Annotated in this window: 22 protein-coding genes, 1 pseudogene and 1 riboswitch; of the genes and pseudogenes, 3 read left to right on the top strand and 20 right to left on the bottom strand. The window is 30.0% G+C overall.

The genetic code is table 11. The annotated features are described in order from the left end of the window. Positions 1-35: 35 nt before the first annotated feature. The 5 genes and pseudogenes from thiD to cysK form a co-directional block, all read right to left on the bottom strand. Entirely contained in the window at positions 36-830 is a 795-nt protein-coding gene (thiD, locus tag T473_RS0100235; RefSeq protein WP_024620083.1) for a bifunctional hydroxymethylpyrimidine kinase/phosphomethylpyrimidine kinase, read from the bottom strand. Between the two features lie 93 nt (positions 831-923). Then, positions 924-1,018, bottom strand: a riboswitch (TPP riboswitch). Between the two features lie 76 nt (positions 1,019-1,094). Further along, positions 1,095-1,400 (bottom strand): GIY-YIG nuclease family protein, encoded by a 306-nt coding sequence (locus T473_RS0100230; RefSeq protein WP_024620082.1) that lies wholly within the window; start codon positions 1,398-1,400, stop codon positions 1,095-1,097. Between the two features lie 110 nt (positions 1,401-1,510). Continuing rightward, a pseudogene (locus T473_RS15840) lies at positions 1,511-2,880 on the bottom strand (amino acid permease). Between the two features lie 279 nt (positions 2,881-3,159). After that, positions 3,160-3,699 (bottom strand): serine O-acetyltransferase EpsC, encoded by a 540-nt coding sequence (gene epsC / locus T473_RS0100220; protein ID WP_024620081.1) that lies wholly within the window; start codon positions 3,697-3,699, stop codon positions 3,160-3,162. A 36-nt stretch (positions 3,700-3,735) separates the two neighbouring features. Continuing rightward, entirely contained in the window at positions 3,736-4,647 is a 912-nt protein-coding gene (gene cysK / locus T473_RS0100215) for a cysteine synthase A (protein WP_024620080.1), read from the bottom strand. Positions 4,648-5,087: 440 nt separating this feature from the next. Here cysK and T473_RS0100210 point away from each other — a divergent pair, with 440 nt between their 5' ends. Continuing rightward, positions 5,088-5,705, top strand: coding sequence for a YitT family protein (locus tag T473_RS0100210; protein WP_024620079.1), 618 nt, complete (start codon positions 5,088-5,090; stop codon positions 5,703-5,705). Between the two features lie 109 nt (positions 5,706-5,814). Here T473_RS0100210 and T473_RS19345 read toward each other — a convergent pair whose 3' ends face one another. The 12 genes from T473_RS19345 to T473_RS0100160 form a co-directional block, all read right to left on the bottom strand. Beyond that, a complete protein-coding gene (locus T473_RS19345; protein WP_278246335.1) occupies positions 5,815-5,937 on the bottom strand; it encodes a hypothetical protein in 123 nt (40 codons plus the stop codon). Positions 5,938-6,018: 81 nt separating this feature from the next. After that, positions 6,019-6,207 carry a hypothetical protein gene (locus T473_RS0100205; protein ID WP_024620078.1) on the bottom strand — a complete coding sequence of 63 codons (189 nt, stop codon included), beginning with the start codon at positions 6,205-6,207 and terminating at the stop codon, positions 6,019-6,021. A gap of 50 nt (positions 6,208-6,257) precedes the next feature. Continuing rightward, complete coding sequence (locus tag T473_RS0100200) at positions 6,258-6,683, bottom strand: hypothetical protein (RefSeq protein WP_024620077.1); 426 nt, start codon at positions 6,681-6,683, stop codon at positions 6,258-6,260. Positions 6,684-6,891: 208 nt separating this feature from the next. Further along, on the bottom strand, positions 6,892-7,569 hold the full coding sequence (locus T473_RS15835; protein ID WP_024620076.1) for a sensor histidine kinase: 678 nt from the start codon (positions 7,567-7,569) through the stop codon (positions 6,892-6,894). Next, on the bottom strand, positions 7,548-7,679 hold the full coding sequence (locus tag T473_RS19340) for a hypothetical protein (RefSeq protein ID WP_278246334.1): 132 nt from the start codon (positions 7,677-7,679) through the stop codon (positions 7,548-7,550). The genes T473_RS15835 and T473_RS19340 overlap by 22 nt, the downstream gene beginning before the upstream one ends. 80 nt (positions 7,680-7,759) lie before the next feature. After that, a complete protein-coding gene (locus tag T473_RS0100190) occupies positions 7,760-8,107 on the bottom strand; it encodes a hypothetical protein (RefSeq protein ID WP_024620075.1) in 348 nt (115 codons plus the stop codon). 231 nt (positions 8,108-8,338) lie between these two features. Further along, complete coding sequence (locus T473_RS0100185) at positions 8,339-9,196, bottom strand: YihY/virulence factor BrkB family protein (RefSeq protein ID WP_024620074.1); 858 nt, start codon at positions 9,194-9,196, stop codon at positions 8,339-8,341. A 216-nt stretch (positions 9,197-9,412) separates the two neighbouring features. Further along, positions 9,413-9,583, bottom strand: a complete 171-nt coding sequence (locus tag T473_RS18390; RefSeq protein ID WP_161627519.1) for a hypothetical protein — start codon at positions 9,581-9,583, stop codon at positions 9,413-9,415. Positions 9,584-9,593: 10 nt separating this feature from the next. After that, complete coding sequence (locus tag T473_RS0100175; RefSeq protein WP_024620073.1) at positions 9,594-10,079, bottom strand: RNA polymerase sigma factor; 486 nt, start codon at positions 10,077-10,079, stop codon at positions 9,594-9,596. Positions 10,080-10,136: 57 nt separating this feature from the next. Then, a complete protein-coding gene (locus tag T473_RS0100170) occupies positions 10,137-11,096 on the bottom strand; it encodes a peptidylprolyl isomerase (RefSeq protein WP_024620072.1) in 960 nt (319 codons plus the stop codon). A gap of 52 nt (positions 11,097-11,148) precedes the next feature. Beyond that, positions 11,149-11,997, bottom strand: a complete 849-nt coding sequence (locus tag T473_RS0100165) for a polysaccharide deacetylase family protein (RefSeq protein ID WP_024620071.1) — start codon at positions 11,995-11,997, stop codon at positions 11,149-11,151. Positions 11,998-12,218: 221 nt separating this feature from the next. Further along, positions 12,219-13,535 carry an APC family permease gene (locus T473_RS0100160; RefSeq protein WP_200865865.1) on the bottom strand — a complete coding sequence of 439 codons (1,317 nt, stop codon included), beginning with the start codon at positions 13,533-13,535 and terminating at the stop codon, positions 12,219-12,221. Between the two features lie 481 nt (positions 13,536-14,016). On the opposite strand from T473_RS0100160, the gene T473_RS0100155 reads away from it, so the two are divergent. Both T473_RS0100155 and T473_RS0100150 read left to right on the top strand, forming a co-directional pair. After that, positions 14,017-14,199, top strand: a complete 183-nt coding sequence (locus T473_RS0100155) for a hypothetical protein (protein WP_024620070.1) — start codon at positions 14,017-14,019, stop codon at positions 14,197-14,199. 245 nt (positions 14,200-14,444) lie between these two features. Then, the gene (locus tag T473_RS0100150) at positions 14,445-15,320 is read left to right on the top strand and encodes a nitroreductase family protein (RefSeq protein ID WP_024620069.1); all 876 of its coding nucleotides are present in this window, start codon (positions 14,445-14,447) and stop codon (positions 15,318-15,320) included. Positions 15,321-15,431: 111 nt separating this feature from the next. Here T473_RS0100150 and T473_RS0100145 read toward each other — a convergent pair whose 3' ends face one another. The 3 genes from T473_RS0100145 to T473_RS0100135 form a co-directional block, all read right to left on the bottom strand. Further along, a complete protein-coding gene (locus tag T473_RS0100145; protein ID WP_024620068.1) occupies positions 15,432-16,085 on the bottom strand; it encodes an FMN-dependent NADH-azoreductase in 654 nt (217 codons plus the stop codon). 198 nt (positions 16,086-16,283) lie between these two features. Further along, positions 16,284-17,258 (bottom strand): Fic family protein, encoded by a 975-nt coding sequence (locus tag T473_RS0100140; RefSeq protein WP_024620067.1) that lies wholly within the window; start codon positions 17,256-17,258, stop codon positions 16,284-16,286. Positions 17,259-17,375: 117 nt separating this feature from the next. Then, positions 17,376-18,743: an MATE family efflux transporter gene (locus T473_RS0100135; RefSeq protein WP_024620066.1), complete on the bottom strand. Its 1,368-nt coding sequence runs from the start codon at positions 18,741-18,743 to the stop codon at positions 17,376-17,378. Positions 18,744-18,927 lie beyond the last annotated feature (184 nt).

The raw sequence follows: 18,927 nt of genomic DNA, 5'->3' as shown, positions 1-18,927 counted from the left end.
AAATTTTGCTCTAAACTTTTATATATATTTAAAATCTATTCAAACTTATAGAAATGATGTACAGGCCCTACACCATTACCAATATCGAAACTATGCTCAATAGCTTCAGATATGTAAATTTTGCTCAGTCTTACGGCTTCTTTGATATCGTGTCCTAAAGCTAAGTATGAAGCTATTGCTGATGACAGAGTGCACCCTGTTCCATGAGTATTTTTTCTGTTGTACCTCTTTCCTTCATAAACTTCCAGCAAGTCTTTTCCCATAAGTACATCCGTAGCATCACCTTCTAAATGTCCACCTTTTATAAGAACATTTTTTGCTCCCATTTCAAGTATATTTTCACCAGCTTTTTTCATATCTTCGATATTTTTTATTTTTATTCCAGTTATCTCTTCAGCTTCAGGTATATTTGGAGTCAGTATATAAGAAAGAGGTATTAGATTCTTTATTAAATTTTCCATTGCATCTTGCTTTAAAAGAGCGCAGTTGCTTTTAGAAATCATAACTGGGTCCAACACAACATACTCTGGTTTATATTTCTTCAACCCTTCAGTAACTTGTAAAATTATTTCAGAGCTATACACCATTCCTACCTTCACTGACTTTGGAAATATATCTGTAAATACAGCATCCATTTGCTTTTCTATTATATTTGTACTAAGTGCCTCAATACCGTAAACTCCTTCTGTATTTTGCGCTGTTATAGCTACTATTACACTCATTCCGTAAGTTCCTAATGCACTAAATGCTTTTAAATCCGCTTGTATTCCAGCTCCTCCTGATGAATCTGAAGTAGCTATTGTTAGTGTTGGTACTCTGTACTTTTGCATATCTATTCCTCCTAAATTTTAGACTAATTTTGTGCATTAAAAAAAGCTATGCCTGATATGGCATAGCTTTTAAATTATAAATATATATATATCAAAATCTAAGTGTAGCTTGCCTACGCTGGAATTACCCAGATCAGGTCTAAAGGGTCGGAACATCCTCTCAGCAAATTGCACCCCTAGCTTTTTCTATTTAATTATATCTACATATAATTATAGTACACTGTTTTTTTATGTCAAGTTATGAGATACAATTATATGTTGCGTTTATATATTACTTATATCACAAATTGTATATTCTGAGGCTCCTTCTAAATATTTTTCTAGTAACTCAGGATCTTCAATTAGCATTAGCTTCTTCTTTCTATCCAATTGCTTTATTGAATATTCAAGCTTCATTGCTTTGCTTTTACTAGAACTTAGAAATAAAGCCTTTAACTCGGAAAACCCTCTCGCTCTAGTGTATTTGGAATTTATACCTTTCTTATGTTCCTCTACTCTTCTTTTTATATCAGTCGTGTAACCTGTATAGAGGCTTCCATCTCTACAACTAACGATATAAGTATAAAACAAATGATCACCACCTAATAACGACTTCTTTAAATATCATTTTATATCATTATCCTAAATTTTTCTATACGATATGGATTTAAATTATTAGGTATACTATCTAAAATTCAGTATTATTTTACTTCCTGACTATTAGTTTTTGGTTTTTTTAATTTGTAACAAATAATCAATCCAATAAACCATACTGGAGTTACAAATAAAGCAAATCTTGTATCATCAGCCAGACCTAACACTACTAATACGAACGCTAAGAATGCTAGTATTATATAGTTAGACACTGGGTAAAGAGGCATTTTAAATTTATTTTTTGCTGCTAACTCAGGTCTAGTTTTTCTATATTTAAGGTGACAAATTACAGTTATTCCCCAAATATATATGAAACAAACTGTTGAAACACTTGTTATAAGTGTAAATACTGTTGCTGCATTTGGTATTGCATAGTTAAGTATAACTGAGACCGTAACTACTCCTGCTGAAAAATATAACGCATTTGCTGGAACTTTGTTTTTTGTTAATTTATTAAAAGATTTTGGTGCATCTCCTTCTTTTGCTAATGAGAATATCATACGGCTAGTACTGAATACCCCACTATTACAAGCTGAAGCTGCTGAAGTTAATACAACGAAGTTACAACACTCGCTGCTCCTGTTATACCTATAACTGCGAATACCTTAACAAATGGGCTGGCAGTTGGATCAACTTGATTCCATGGATAGATACTCATGATTACAGCTAGAGCCCCTATATAGAATATAAGTATACGTATTGGAATATTGTTTATTGCGCTTGGTATTACGTTTTCTGGATCTGCTGTTTCACCAGCTGTAAGACCAACAAGCTCTATCCCAACGAAAGCAAACACTACCATTTGGAACGATAGTACAAATCCATTTATGCCATTTGCAAAGAAACCGTGATTCCACAAGTTCGAGAAACTTGCCTTGGTTCCACCTGCCTCTACACCTTTAAATATCAAGACTATTCCGACAATTATTAATGCTAATATAGCAATAATCTTAATTAGAGCAAACCAAAACTCCATCTCTCCAAAGAGTTTAACTGTGGCTAAGTTCATTGCTACAAGTATTACTAAACAAATTAAACCTGGCACCCACTGTGGTACGGTTGGAAACCAAAACTGAATATACATACCTACAGCAGTTAAATCTGCCATTGCTATACATACCCAACAGAACCAATACGTCCATCCAGTAACAAAAGCAAAAGCGTCTCCTAGATAATCACCAACGAAATCCACAAACGAGTGGTAATTTAAGTTTGAAAGTAATAGCTCTCCTAAAGCTCTCATTATTAAGAAACAAATTGCACCAGTTATCAGATATGCCAAAAGTATCGATGGCCCTGCCAAGTGTATCGACTTACCTGATCCTAAGAATAGACCTGTTCCTATAGCACCTCCAATTGCAATTAACTGCACGTGACGGTTCTTTAAACCTCTTTCCAGTTGCTGTTCAGACTCCATAGTAAATTCCCCTCCCAATTTAAATCATTTCAAGTCCAAAATAAAGTTTTTTATAGTTAAGAAAAAGCCATGGAAACGTTTTTATTTTTTTATAATTGCAAAGCTTTTTGATACTATAGTAACGTTTTCTTTATTTTCTAATATAATAATCTTCTTTGAGATCATGGTCAAGTAAAGTATATGTTAATAAATGTTAAGCAAATTTAACATATAATAAGAGCTATTGCGAAGACTAGTCTCAATTTTCACAATAGCTCAAATATTTATTTAAAGTAAATTTTACATTATTTTATTTTTTCCAATATTTTGCCTATTCACTACATTGGCAGGTATACCTACAACTGTAGCTCCATCTGGAACATCTCTAAGTACAACTGCATTAGCACCTACCTTAGCATTAGATCCTATATTTATAGGTCCTAATACCTTCGCTCCTGCTCCTATAAGCACATTATCTCCAACAGTTGGATGTCTCTTTCCTTTGTCTTTCCCTGTGCCTCCTAATGTGCTTCCATGGAATATTGTAACTCTATTGCCTACTATCGCTGTTTCACCTATTACAACTCCCATTCCATGATCTATAAATATAGCCTCTCCAATTACAGCTCCAGGATGTATCTCAATCCCAGTAAAAAATCTAGATAATTGAGACATAAGCCTCGCTAAAAAAAATCTCTTTTTCTTATATAAAAAATGAGCTCCCCTATGCATAATCATGGCGTGAACAGAAGGATAAAGTAAAAACACTTCAATTTTTGACTTAGACGCGGGATCATTTTCCATAATATATTCCAAATCTTTGTTTATTCTCCTAAACAAATAACCCAACTCCCTTTTTAATATAAATTACATATATTAATCAAATATACCCATGGACATATACTTATCTACACCATCCGGAGCTATAGTGACAATCTTTTTACCCGGATATTTTTTAGAAATCTCAATAGCACCAAATACATTTGCTCCAGATGAAACTCCAGCTAATAGACCTTCTTTTTCAGCTAATACTCTTACGGTCTCAAAAGCATCATCGTCATGAACAGTTATTACCTCATCTACTAAAGTTTCATCGTAGTTTTTAGGTACAAAATTTGCTCCTATACCCTGTATCTTGTGAGGACCTGATTTTCCCTCTGATATTGCAGGTGATTTAGTTGGTTCTATCGCTATAACCTTAACATCAGGTTTTTTCTCTTTTAAGTATTTTGCTACTCCAGTTAGAGTTCCCGATGTCCCAACTCCACAAATAAATATATCTATATCCTCTATATCATTGTATATTTCTACCGCTGTTGTTCTATAGTGTATATTTGGATTGTCTTCGTTTTCAAATTGCTTCAATGACTTGTAATTCGAATCACTATCTAAAAGCTCTTGAGCTTTATTTAAAGCCCCTGACATTCCCTCTTTACCATCTGTAAGTATGAGCTTTGCTCCGTACGCCTTCATAAGATTTCTTCTTTCTATACTCATAGTCTCAGGCATAACTATTATAACTTCATATCCTTTTACTCTGCCGACCATAGAAAGAGCTATTCCTGTATTTCCGCTAGTAGCTTCTACAAGTACATCCCCTTTTTTAAGTTCTCCCCTTTTCTCAAGACCTTCTATCATTCCAAATACTGCTCTATCTTTAACACTCCCAGCTGGGTTTGATTTTTCTAATTTTACATATATTTCAGTGTCTTTATCTTTTATCCCCATATTGTTAATTTTAAACAATGGTGTATTTCCAATTAAATCTAAAATATTTTCATATATCATAATACTTCCTCCTAAAAATTAATCTTACTATCAAATTGATAATAATAAATACATTATAGTATTATCAATTTGATAATACAACCCTTTTTTAAAATATTTAATTTTTTTGACAAATCAGTCACATTTCTTTAAGTAATATCGATATTAAACGCTATTGCTAAATACTTAGTATATGTAAACAAATAAAAAATTAATATAAACTTAACGATTAATTATACTAAACCTAGAATCAACTATTAAAAACTTTGGGCGTCTATTAATTCTTAAAAGCATTGCAGTTACTAACTTATAATTCAAATCTAAATTTTTATTATTTTTTACATAAAAACTATTGATTTTTTACATAAAAAACTGTATAATATTCGGTTTTCGAAATCTGCATATACAAACCTATTTTTATCGCATATAATAGATATAAATTAATGAAGGGAAGGTTTTTTATGATTAGCCGGACGAACATGGAGAGAATACTATTAATTTTTATAGGTTCATCCATACTTGCATTTGGAGTTTACAATTTTTATTATTTAAACAATATTACAGAAGGTGGAGTGTTAGGACTTTTACTACTGCTGAAAAATTTATTTAATATAGAGCCATCAGTTGCCAATGTGGTTATAGATATTGCACTGTTATTGGTCGGATATAAATTCTTTGGTAAAAAATTCTTTATTTACTCAATTCTCGCATCGGTAAGTTTTTCAGTTCTTTACTACTGGTTTGAAATTATCGGTCCAATAGTACCCAGATTTGATAGTATGTTATTATCTACAATCTTTGCTGGTACCACAGTAGGTATCGGGGTCGGGCTTATAGTTAAAGCAGGTTGTGCAGCTGGAGGAGATGATGCAATTGCATTAGTGATTTCTAAGACTACATCTTTAGGACTCGGAAAGATTTATCTTATTGCAGATGTTTCGATACTGTTATTATCGCTTTTATACTTATCTGCATTTAATGTATTCTACTCAATAATTGCAGTTACTATAAGCAGTAAGATTATAGATTTTATCTACTATCACGGAAAAAATTTAGAAATAGAATTAAAAACGAGTTAGTAAATTTAAATAAATAAGACGTTAAGCCAGAATACTTACATATCCTGGCTTAACGTTTTAAAATAAAATAGATGTTTAAGTTGTAAGTCAAAACTTTATATCTAGATGTCTATCTAAATCTATCTTCTGCAACTACATCTACATCTTTTTCTGCGTCTTTTGCATTTATTCGAACAATTGCTTGTGTTTGAGCAACTATTTGAGTTTGAATTATGGTTGTTAGAACTGTCACAACTTGAATTATTATGACTAAAATTTGAATTGTGATTGCAATGACAGCTTCCCCAATTGTTGCAGTTAGAGTTGTTATTATTTACCCAACCACACCATTTATTCCAACTGCTCCAATTATTCCATGAACAGGAATTGCAATTACAAGAAACATTTCTTCTGCCTTCACAAGAGTTGTTTCTCCTATCTTTACAGCAATTGCAATTATTTTTTCTATCTTCGCAACAATTATTTCTTCTGTCTTCACAAGAGTTATTTCTTCTATTTCCACACGAATTACAACTCATACAATACATGCCCTCCTTCTATAATGGACTTTTATTATCTACAGCATTTACAGCATTTACATGAAGGTCTACAATTATTTTGATCTTCTCGTTGACATCTTTCAAATTTCTCGCGGAGACATCTTTCCTTCTCTAAAGATTGAATCCCTATTCTAGTAGACTCTGCATGGCTGTCCCAAGCTTCATTAGCTTGATTCCACATCATTTTAGCTTGACATTCTAGAGCTCTAGCTTCTCTTTCTAATTCATTTGCTTCATTTTCTCTTATATTCGCTGCTTTAAAAGCCTTTTCAGCAGATAATCTACACGCTTCTGCTCTTCTTATAAATTCATCACAATTTTCTCTATCTGAATGATGACACTTTTCCCAATTTGAGTGATGACACTTTTCTCTATCTGAGTGATGACACCTTTCTCTATTTGATTGATTACAGGAATTTGACCAAGAGTTAGTTCCCATATATATCTCTCCTTTAAATTTAATATGTGAGACAATCCTCTCACAGTATATAATATGAAAACAATTATTTTCAGTTACAAAATTTGTTGTAATTTTTGTGTTTTTATCAAATTTAGTCGAATAAATGTATTAAGTTCTAATATAAAAGCCCTTCTCTGATATTTATCAAAGAAAGGCTTTTTAAATCATATATTAATTTATATATTAACTATATAGGAAGCGATATTATAAATTCGGTACCGACATCTACCTCGCTTTTAAGGCTTATTTTCCCATTATGCATATTTACCATTGATTTTACTAATGCAAGTCCTATCCCGCTCCCCCTAGGTCTACCTATTCCTACTCTGTTAACTTTTTCGTATCTATCAAAAACCTTTTCTATTTTGTCTTTAGGTATTCCTATTCCATTATCAATTAGTTTGATATTAAAATAATCTTCCTTAGTAGATAAATTTATCTTAATTATACCATTTTCCTTATTGTATTTAATTGAATTGCTCAATAAATTAAGTAGTATTCTCTCTATCTTGTCCTTGTCGAAACTTAAAAACAACTCAGCCGTCTCCGACTCGAAAATAAGCTCAATCTGTTTTTCGGATGCGAATTCCACTATAGAAAGACATGTCGTTTCAATAAAGCTTACTATATTAGCAGTCTCCGGATTGAAGTCGTTGTACCCTGTTTCAAGCTTGGTAAAATCAATTATATTCTCTACAAGCTTTAGCACTCTAGTAGTATTCAACTTCATGATATTAATGTTTCTTCTTATCGCTTGATCGCTTTCAAGTAAATCGGATCCATTTTTCTCAATAACTTGTAACGATGAATATATCAAGTTTATAGGAGTTATAAGCTCATGCACTATATTTGTGAAATCACCCATTTATTTAAATAAACGTCTTCTTCTATATCTTCTCTTAAAATCTCATTTTCATCTATAAAAGTTAAAAATAGATCCATCGTTTCATTGTACCTAACTGAGCCCTTTTCCATATTCCTAATACATTGTAAAAAGTTAGCTATATCGTCTGAAATAAAATTATAATAATCTTCTCTATCTATAAAACCATTGTTTAGATTATTGTATTTAAAATAATCTCTTTAAAATAAAATACTACTTCACTATCGCTCAGTATCTGTGACTCTACACAAAACCATGTTTTTAACTTAGGTATGTATTTATAGGCTCTGTCGCATTTACATAGGATGTCTTTATTTATATTATTTTGTTCAGTTAAATTAAATAATTCAGTAAAATCAATACTTCCTCTGCCAATTTTACTATCTATTATATTTAGCATACTCTCATTTACGTATTTTACTTCAAATACTTCTTTATTATCAATTACATACTTATTACAAAATATGGCTGGTATAGGCATGTTTTTTAAATATTCTAAGAATCCTACATAAGTTTCCATTTTAAATCGATTCTCCTTATTACAGAATAAAGTGCAAAAATTATGTATTTTACGACATATTTTATTTAATTATAACATATATTTAACATATTTTACATTTTTTTAACTCTTTATCATCTTTTATAGCTATTTTGCATCTTATATAATCATATTTTTGTATATAGTATACATCATTAGATAAATTGTCCAATACAATACTATCTGTATTAGTATTGTTTATTAATATAGTCTTCAGTTTTGATAATCTTCTCTAATTTTCTTTGTTAATATAGAATTTCTTCTGTAGTAAAGTCTTATATTTAATTCATAGCCAATAGTAATTACCCAACTACTAAAATAAATCCATGTAATAAGAACTATAATTTCGGCTATGCTTCCATATATAGCTTCGTAATTTGCCCAGTGATTTGTATAATAAGAATATAGGTATGATACTAAAAACCACGAAAATGTCGCGAATACTGATCCAGGAACTACATCTCTAAAATTTATTTTTTTATTAGGAGTATACTTGTAAAGTATTATGAACACAACTATTATCATTATTATTGTTATACTGTATCTAAGAACATTCCACAAGGTTAAAAATACGTGATCAAGTCCCACAAATGTAAATAAGAAAAGGCCTATTTTCTCTCCATAAATTAAAAATATTATAGACATAAAAATTAACAAAAGTAAAATAAATGTAAAGAAAAAAGATATGAACATTATTTTAAAGAACGACCTTGTTTCCTTTACACGATATGACTTGTTCATCCCTTTAATCAATGCTTTTACTGCTCTTGAAGTAGCCCACATTGTCAAAATAAAACTCATACAAAGAAATTTTAAATTCCTATTGTCAATTGCGGAAACTATTATCGATGATAACACATCAAATACACTGGTAGGCATAATACTTGCAAACAACCCTGAGTATTTATTTATATGAAATTCAGGAATATAAGCAACTCCACTTATAAAACAAAGTAAAAATGGAAATATAGAAAGTAAAATAAAAAACGATAGCTCTGCAGTTCTTGAACTGAGTTCACTGTAGTTTAATCTATTTACAATTTCCCTTAATTTATTATATATAGATAACATAAATCTCTCCCTTTAAAATTTCTTTATAAAAAATTACACTTATATTAGATTATATGGTATTTTTATTATTTTTAACATATAACATTACTTTTTATTTTACTTCTTTGTATATATTATATCCTATTAATAATTAAACTTACGATAAAAAATACAGAGGTGAGTTCCTCTGTATTTTTAGTTAAGTTATATACATCACTAACTTTATTTATTTAAATCTCAATATAAATCACTGTCTATATTACCGAATTTTTCTCTCTTTATTTTAACCAAAATAATATTTGATATGCTATCAATAGTATTTTCATTGATCAAATAATCTAACTTACTCGGTATAATCATATTTTTATAGTCCGTTTTTAATTTTTCTAAGGCCACGAATTTATCCATTTAGCAACGCCTACTCTTTAATTTTATATTTTAATTTTTTAAGTGCTGTATAAAGTCTAGTTTTTACTGTATTTACATTCTCATCCAGTATCTCTGCAACTTCTTCAATTTTTAAATCTTCAAAAAATCTCAGTAACAATATAGATTTATACTCGACTGGAAGCTCTTCTAAAGCTTTTCTTAAGTCAATATCTGTATATTTATCGTATACACCATCTTGATCTAAAGGTAGTTCAGTAGATACTAAATTTTTATATCTAGCATTTTTTCTAATATTGTCAATGCTTGTTCTGATAAGTATTTTATAAAACCATGTATTTATATAATTTATATCCTGAAGATTATCAACGGAGTAAAGAGCTTTATATATCGACTCCTGTACTACATCAAGTGCATCGTCTTCATTTTTAGTATAACTATATGCGACTCTATAAAACGAGTTTTTATTTTCAATAATATACTCCTCAGCTTTTATTCTGTTACCACTCTTAAACATCCTGTAAATCTCCTCTCGATTACAGGCTAGGACGATTTTCTAAGATTTAAACTTATACTATTTTTTTATATCAGCATTTTTTTCCAATGAATCTAAATGTTTTAAAAACTTCTCATTAATAATTTTTTCTCTAATCATACTTCTGCTATCTTCAAAACTTAAATTTTTATTTTTCTTGTCATTAATCTTTACAATATGGTATCCATAACTAGTTTCAAATACATTTGAAGTTTTACCTTTTTCTAAACTAAAAACATGTTTTGTAAACTCAGCATTTTTACTGTCTTTATTAAAATATCCAAGCCCACCACCGTTTTTTCCAGTAGATTTATCATCTGAATACTTTTTAGCCAATGCTTCAAAATTTGCGCCATTTTCAAGCTCAGTAAAAACTTTATCTGCTTTTTCTTTAAGTTTCTGTTTTTCAGTATCATTAACTGTTTTTTTCTCTTTATCTAAAGTCGAAATCAATATATGTGATGCGTCGACTTCAGGTACTTTAAATTCATCTTTATTGTTACTATAGTAACTTTGGATTTCTTCTTCACTGATATTCAGCTTATCAACAAAATCTTTTCTGTATTTTTCAATTGTCAAATCTCTAGATATCTCTTTTAGTAAGTACTCTTTATCAACACCTGTTTTATCCAACTCTTGCTTATAGCTTGTGTTTGATTCTATATCTTTGCTTAATTCTTCGTATTTAGAATTAATATCTGCCTTGCTTGGAGAAAATCCTTTATCCTTAGCCTCTTGATATAAAAGTTCATTATCTATCATAAATGATATTAACTTATTTTCCAAATCTTTTTTTCCTTTTTTATCTAATGACTTGTTCATATCATCAAAAGATTCCCCGTTTAAGTATTCATTTGTCAAAGACAGTATTGATTTAGTCTTCTCAAAACCTTCTTTTGTTATCTCAACATCATTTACAGTTGCTATGCTCTTCCCACTACATGCTGTAAGCGAAATAGAAATCAATCCAATAATTCCTAAGTAGAATATTTTTTTCAATATAATGCACCTCGTCAATTCTTATTTATAATTCAAAATATAATTATTACTTCTATTCTAAGTTATTAAGCCAATAATTATGTGGAGTTTGGTTTTGCTCTATTGGTAAAAATTCATAACCTTGAGAAGCTAGATACGTAAGCATTGGATCCAACGCGTCCAAACTCTGTTGCTTTTCGTGTATAAGGACAATGACTCTGTCTGCAGAAGGATCGTGGTTTTTTACACTGTCCACTATCTGAGTAGAGTTAGCTTTCCAGTCCATAGTGTCTAAATCCCAGTCCCAAATTTTATACCCAGCTGCAATCATAGCATCATAAGAAGCTTGTGGTGTATAAGGCTTACTCCCATAAGGTATTCTGATTACTTTTGAATTTGTTCCAGTTATTTCATGTAGTGTTCTTTCATTTTGATCAAATTCTTCTTTAGCAGAAGTCGGAGTTTTATATAGCTTTTTTATATCGTGAGTTACACTGTGAAATCCAGGCGTATTTCCACTGTTAACTATATTTTTTACCTGCTCTGGATGTGCTTTCATGTTACCATCAATCATAAAGAATGTAGCCTTTGCATTATGCTTATCTAGAACTTTAATCAATTGATCGGTAAAATGTGACGGTCCATCATCTATAGTTATATATGCTACCTTTCCTGCGCTCTTGCTTGGCCCTTTATTGATTTCTCCAGATGCATCGCTAACAATACTCATTACAGTACTATTCGCAAGCGCAGAGTCTCTTACAGCCTTTTCTTCTACATTAGCATTGTTTTTAAAAGTTACTATACCGAACGCGGCAGCTGCAACTACAACAATTCCTCCCAATACTATCGATACTTTCTTTCTATTAATTCTTTTTTTCTTGTTTCTACTGTTTCTACTGTATATATCCTTTTTCCTCATTGCAATTCCTCCAAATTTTGCTATTTACGCTTATATACCCCGCATATAAAAAACGACCTAATATATAGACGTTTAGTTTCTACAAAAAGTTTTAAATTTTTTAAAGTAATTATCAAATTTAATATTAATTTGTATAATTATATTATAGCAAAATAAAAGCCCTAGTTAAACTAGGACTTTTATATATAAAATATTTTAATTCTTAAATAAATTTTTTTAATCTAATTTTTCTTATTCATTAAGTATATTGGTAAACCTAATGCAGTAATACCTAAACTTCCGAAAGCTACCAATCTAGGTCCCCATCCAGAGAATAATAATAGGTTTATTAATACAAAAGATCCACTTATTATAGCAATTAACGGTATAACTGGATATAGCGGAACTTTATAACTTCTAGGAGTATCTGGTTGTGTTTTTCTAAGTTTGATAACTCCTATAAATGTAAGTACATAGAATAACCAACTTGCAAATACTGCTAAGTCTGTAAGTAAGTTAAATTGGTTAGTTAAAGCGTATATACCAGCTATTGTAGCCATAAATATAATAGCGTTTGCCGGAACTTTAGCACTGTTTAACTTTGATAATTTATCAGAGAATGGTAGAGTTTTATCCTCAGCTAATGTATATACAACTCTTGGTCCTGTTAATAGGTATCCATTTAATGTTCCAAATACAGATATTAGTATACCAACAGATATTATAGTACCACCTACATCACCAAATATTTTTGTAGCAACAGCTGAAGCTGGTGATGTCTCTAATGCTAACTGACTAGCAGGTAAAACCCATAAGTAAGCTAAGTTGATAACAAAGTATACTGCAGTTGTTATTGTAAGACCGCCTATTATTGCTCTTGGTAAATCTTTACCTGGATTCTTCATCTCTCCAGCTATAGCCCCAACATTCATCCAACCTTCATAAGCGAATAGTATAGCTATAAGAACTTGTCCAATTACACTTCCTAAACTAACACCTGAACCTACAAGTGGTCTAAATACGTCAGCTTCTCCACTACCTTTTACGAATCCAAATACCATTATAACTAATAGCGGAATTAACTTACATACAGTTGATACTGTTTGTATCCCACCTGCAGTTTTAGATCCCATCGTATTTAAGAAAGCAACTATAATTATTAAACCAATTGCTACTGGTAATTGAAATTGTGTAGCTCCAATCATTTCAGTAAGTTGCTGCGCAAATATAACAGCAAGTGCAGCAGCCATACCAGGGAAAAACAATACTATTTGCATCCACCCTGCTAAAAATCCTAATTTGTCTCCATAAATTTCTTTTATATATACCATCATTCCACCAGTTTTAGGTATCATTGCTGCAACTTCTGCCGCTGTTAAACCAGCTGCAATTGTCATAAGTCCTGCAAATAGCCATGCTAACATTCCAAGTCCAGGCTCGCCACCAGTCAGTGCGTAAACTGCTTGAGGCTTAAAAAACACTCCAGAACCAATTACTGAACCGATAACTGTCGACATTGCTGCTGACAGTCCAAGCGTCTTTTTAAGTTCATTACTCATAATAATTCCTCCTATTTTTCAATCTTATAATTTTTTAATACAAACTTATAATACAAATATTTTATATACTTTAATAAGTATAATATAAATTTCTAAAAATTCAAATATTATTTAAAAATTTTACATACATTTAAAACTATTCTTTAAAATCGGTCATTTTAACCAATAAACTTTCTTTCTAAACTAAAAATTATTTATAGTAAATAATATTAAGAAGCATTTTTTTAAAAAAACATTTCTTAATAAGATTTTAACCATTTTTTTAATAAACTTCAGTTAAAATTAAATATATTTTTAATTTCATATTTCTATAAATTTAGTAAAATTAAATCGTTTTCACATCAATAAATAGATTTTTTTACAATATATAAAGAAAAGTTTGTATAAAAAACTAATTAATTGTAAAAGCTTTAATTAAAGTTAAATAAAATTTCCTTAAATATAGTATAATATATTTAATTAAATGTAAAGGGATGATTTTATGTATAGATATGATGACTATGTAAATTTAACAGATGATCCTGAATTACCATCTGAAATAAGAAACAAATGTTTAAGAATTGTAAGTATTTCAGATAATTTAGAAGATATAATGGTAGTATATGAATTAAAGTTATACGCTATACAAGAAAAACATATAGCAGGATCTTGTGCATGTAGATAGTATTTATTTCGTGGATTTTTATTTATATACTTTACCTATATTGAAACTAATTTAATCAATATAGGTTTTTATTGTGTAGATAAATTTCAATGTATATTTACTGTAATAAATAATTTAATTAAGTTTAGTTACACCTTGTTCTTTATTTGTTGACTATATAGAATTTATAATGATATTATCTATATAAGGACTAAAATATTTAATAATATATTTATGCTAAATATAGTATTAGGAGGTTTAATATAATGGATTACAAAGCACTCATATCAAATCGTAAATCAATAAGAGAATTTAAAGACACTCAGATAAAACAAGAGCAACTTGTTGAATTAGAAAAGTTTTCAGATTCTTGTAAAAAGCTTGTTCCAAACATCGAAATAGAAATGAAACTATTTGACAACTCTAGGGATAAAGTATCCGAAAAGCTACAAAAAATAGCTGGTTATAAAGGAAATATGATAGAAGCTCCAAACTACATATTTATTCTATCAGAAGTTGCTGATAACCACATTGAAAATGCTGGTTATATTGGAGAAAGCATAGTTTTAAAAGCAACAGAACTTGAAATTGACTCTTGTTGGATAACTTTTGAAGACAGCGATAAAATATTAGACAAACTTGAAATCAGTTCTAACAAAAGTATTTCGGCAATAATAGCATTAGGATACGAAGCTACTTCTTATAAGAAAAAAATAGTTAACCCAACTAAAACTGGTGAAAGCTACTCACTATCAAATATGGAGATAGTTGACAACGATACATCTACAAGACTTGGTGTAGAAGAAATAGTTTATATAGATGAATGGGGTAAAAATATTGACGCTGAAACATTAGCTGAAAGAGCTTTACTAGATGCCTTCAACTATGCAAGAATGGCCCCTTCGACTTTAAATAGACAACCATGGAGATTTATAGTAGATGGAGGAAAAGTTATACTAGCTGTAAGAAATGATGAGCATACGAACACTTATGAATCAAAAATAGATGCTGGTATAGTAATGCTATTTTTTGAATCAATTGTAAGAACTACATTATTTGATACAAGTTGGACATTAGAAAAGACTGAAAAAACATACAATATCCCTAACGATTATAAGTATATTGGATACTGTAATATATAGATTTAAATGCCAAAATAACAGAAAACCTGCTTCTATATGGATAATTCTCCATACGAAGCAGGTTTTTTAAATTTCAAACGCTTTAATTTTCCTATTAGTTTAAACAAAATGCTAAAACTTCAAACTATCTATAACCTCATCTATCTTGTCATAGGCATTTGTCAAAGAACTTTGCCTTTCTTCTTCTGTAGTTCCTGTTCCATCAACTAATAATTCCTCAAATTTTTTTATGCCAATAAACTTCATTATACTTTCAATATAATTCAAGCCTTTATTTAATATCGGTTTCATAATCCACGGTATTTTAGCTCCAGATGATTGTACATACACTACACTTCTGTCAAAATCATTTAACAATCCATCTGGTTTTTCATCGTCATCAAAAGTAATAGTTTTTCCATCTTGAACTATACAGTCAATGTAAGCTTTTAATTGTGATGGGAATGATAAACTCCACATCGGGGAGGATATCACATATACTCTTGCTTCCACAAACTGATCACAAAGTTCGTTTATTATATTTATTTCTCTTTTGTCTTGTTCCCCTAAATTTGTAAGTTTATCTTCTTTTATGAGTGTATTTCTTTTTTCATAATATTGATATTCTAATTTTGGGATATGATTTTTATACAGATCAATTTCTTCTAAAATAAAATCTGGATTTCTCTCTAAAAATCTATTTATAAATTTTCTTGCAACAGTTTTACTTGAAGATAAATCTTCGGGTTTTGAATTCACACTTATATAAAGTAGTTTTTTTTTCAAAATAGTTACCTCCTTATTTCTTTCTATTAGTATCTCTATTGAAAATTCTTTTATACAAGTTAGACAAACAAATAGTCATTAAAGTTAAGTTATTAAAATCAAAAAGGCACACGAAAAGTGTATTAAATTAACTTTAAGTGTGCCTTAATGGTTTTATATATTAAGATTACATTGATTTATACAATTTTATTGCTTGTACTAATATTTTTTTCTCCACTTAGCGTTTCTACCTCGAGCAATAACTTCAATCTTATCTTCTCTTCTAAGATTATTAAATACTCTATTTATAGTAGGATCAGGTATATCTGGGCACATATCCTTTATATCTTGCTTGGTGAAGTATCCAAGAGTCGAATTAATATAAGTTTCTATTCTAAGAGTTTTTGTTACTTTATCTTTATCTGTTATGTTCAAGCTATCATTTAGCTTTTGATAAGCTATAAGTATACTTTCTAAAAAATACTCCAACCAAGTGTTTATATCGTACTCACCTCTACCAAGATGTGATCTCAAGGTTTTTATTCTCTCAAAGTATTCTAAAGAACTTTCATCAAATACTTTACCTAAGCTAATATATCTCCCGACCTCGTAACCATTTTGATTTAAAGTAAGAAGCATTAGTACCCTAGCCATTTTTACATTTCCTTTATTAAAAGGATGAAGCAGTATAAACTCTAGTACAATTGTAGCAATTAATATAAGTACATCTACCTCATCTTCTTCCAAAAGTTTGTGATATGAACTGCAAAGGTTTTTAACTTCAGAGCTTAGATCATCTCTAAAAAATCCGCCCCTTTGATTTGAGTACTTGTACAAGTAACCGTGTAATTCCGCAATTAACTGTGAATCTAAACTCATAGTATAGTACGCACTATTAATGGTCTTAACTAGATCTCTATATTCAACTACACTCCACTCATCCTCTGTAGATGGTACCTTTTCACCATTCACAAGTTCTTCTATATCCATTTTTCTTTTTCTTGAATTTTGACCTATATGAGTAGATAAAGCGCAATCAACTAAAGAAGTTTCACTCAAATTATCTAAAAGTTCCTTATTTTGTTTTTTATATACGATCTGCCTACCTTTGAATTCATTTATTTTAGAAAGAGTCTTTACTACTTTCATACTAACCCTTGCACTTAACAATATATCTTTATCTAAAAAATCCATTTAATCACTCCATAACATCTAATTTCTTTAACATAAAGTGATTTAATTTTAGCATAAATACTTAATATTTACAATTTTTAGAAAAAATAAATTTATTTAAACAAAAGCTATTTATTCTTAAAGCGCTTTATTTTGATCTAACGTCAACTGCTTTTGACGTTTTAATTCCTTATGAACTACATATCCAGTAAGAAGTACCGCTATTAAATCTGATAACGGTTGAGCCATCCAAACTCCTTTTAACCCCATAAATCTCGGAAGTATAATTATAAATGGTATTAATAGTATAACCTGTCTAAGTAAGCTGAGTATCATTGACATCTTCGCTTTACCTATTGACTGAATAAATACTCCACCGATAATTGATATCCCTATTATAGGCAACATGAATAGGTATAATCTAAGTCCATTTACAGATATAGCCATAAGCTCAGGGTCTTTGTTAAATATACCTACGATTGCATGTGGGAACAACTGTACTGCTAAAAATCCTAATGTAAGCAAAATAGTTGCAGCTGCAAGTGATCCCATATAGGCTTTCCTAACTCTATCGTATTGTTTTGCACCATAGTTAAATCCAACTATCGGCTGCGCTCCCTGGTTTATTCCAAAAACAGGCATTAAAAAGAACATAGCTATTGATGAAACTGTAGCCATAGCCCCTATAGCTAAATCTCCTCCATAACTTTTAAGAGCGTGGTTTGAAACAACTTGTACCAAACTGGCTGCAAGTTGCATAGCAAATGAAGACATTCCTATTGCAAAAACTGCTTTTACAAGATGTGATTCTAATTTTAAGCTTTTCTTCTCAAACTTTAAGTTAGATTTACCGCTTACATAGTAAGCTATTGTTAAAACTGCCGTTAAAGCTTGTGACGTAACTGTTGCTATAGCTGCTCCTTTAATTCCCATGCCTACAATAAATATCAAAACATAGTCTAAAATTATATTTGTTAAACATCCAACTATCATTATACCAGCAGAAATTGCAGGTGCCCCATCTCCCCTTATAGAGTGATTTAAAGAAAATGCAAGTAAGTTTACTACAGTACCCATTAAAATAATATTTATATATTCCTTTGCATAGAAAATTGTATTTTCACTTGCTCCAAATAAAATTAATATTTGATCTTGAAAAACAAGTCCTATTATAGTTAAAATAATTCCTAATACCACTGAAAGTGTCATAGCATTTCCAATTAATTTACGTGCATCTTCTACCTTTCCTTCACCTAGTTTTAGGGAAATCGTAGTTGTTGTTCCTATTCCTATTAACATACCAAAAGCTAAAATTATAGTCATTATAGGCATAGTTACTCCAAGACCTGTTATAGCCAAAGAGCCTACACCTTCTATATTTCCTATGAATATTCTATCTACAACATTGTATAAACTATTTACCAACATACCTATTATCGCCGGTATAGAATATTTAATCAGAAGTTTGCTTATGCGCTCTGTACCGAGTATTTGTTGACTAACCATCCATTGTCCTCCTTGTATTAAATTTTTGAACATGATTCAAGGGAAGCAAAATGCTCCCCTTTTATTTGAAAAACGTAATTATATATTTCTCTATTAATTATTATATACTATCTAATTTAAAAAACCAATGGTTAATCCTACTAGATTTTCATTTTCAATTGCAAAGCAAAACCCTAGCACTGCC

The organism is Clostridioides mangenotii TR (assembly GCF_000498755.1).
GTDB classification, from domain to species: domain Bacteria; phylum Bacillota; class Clostridia; order Peptostreptococcales; family Peptostreptococcaceae; genus Metaclostridioides; species Metaclostridioides mangenotii_A.
This window is presented reverse-complemented; position numbering and strand designations above follow the sequence as displayed.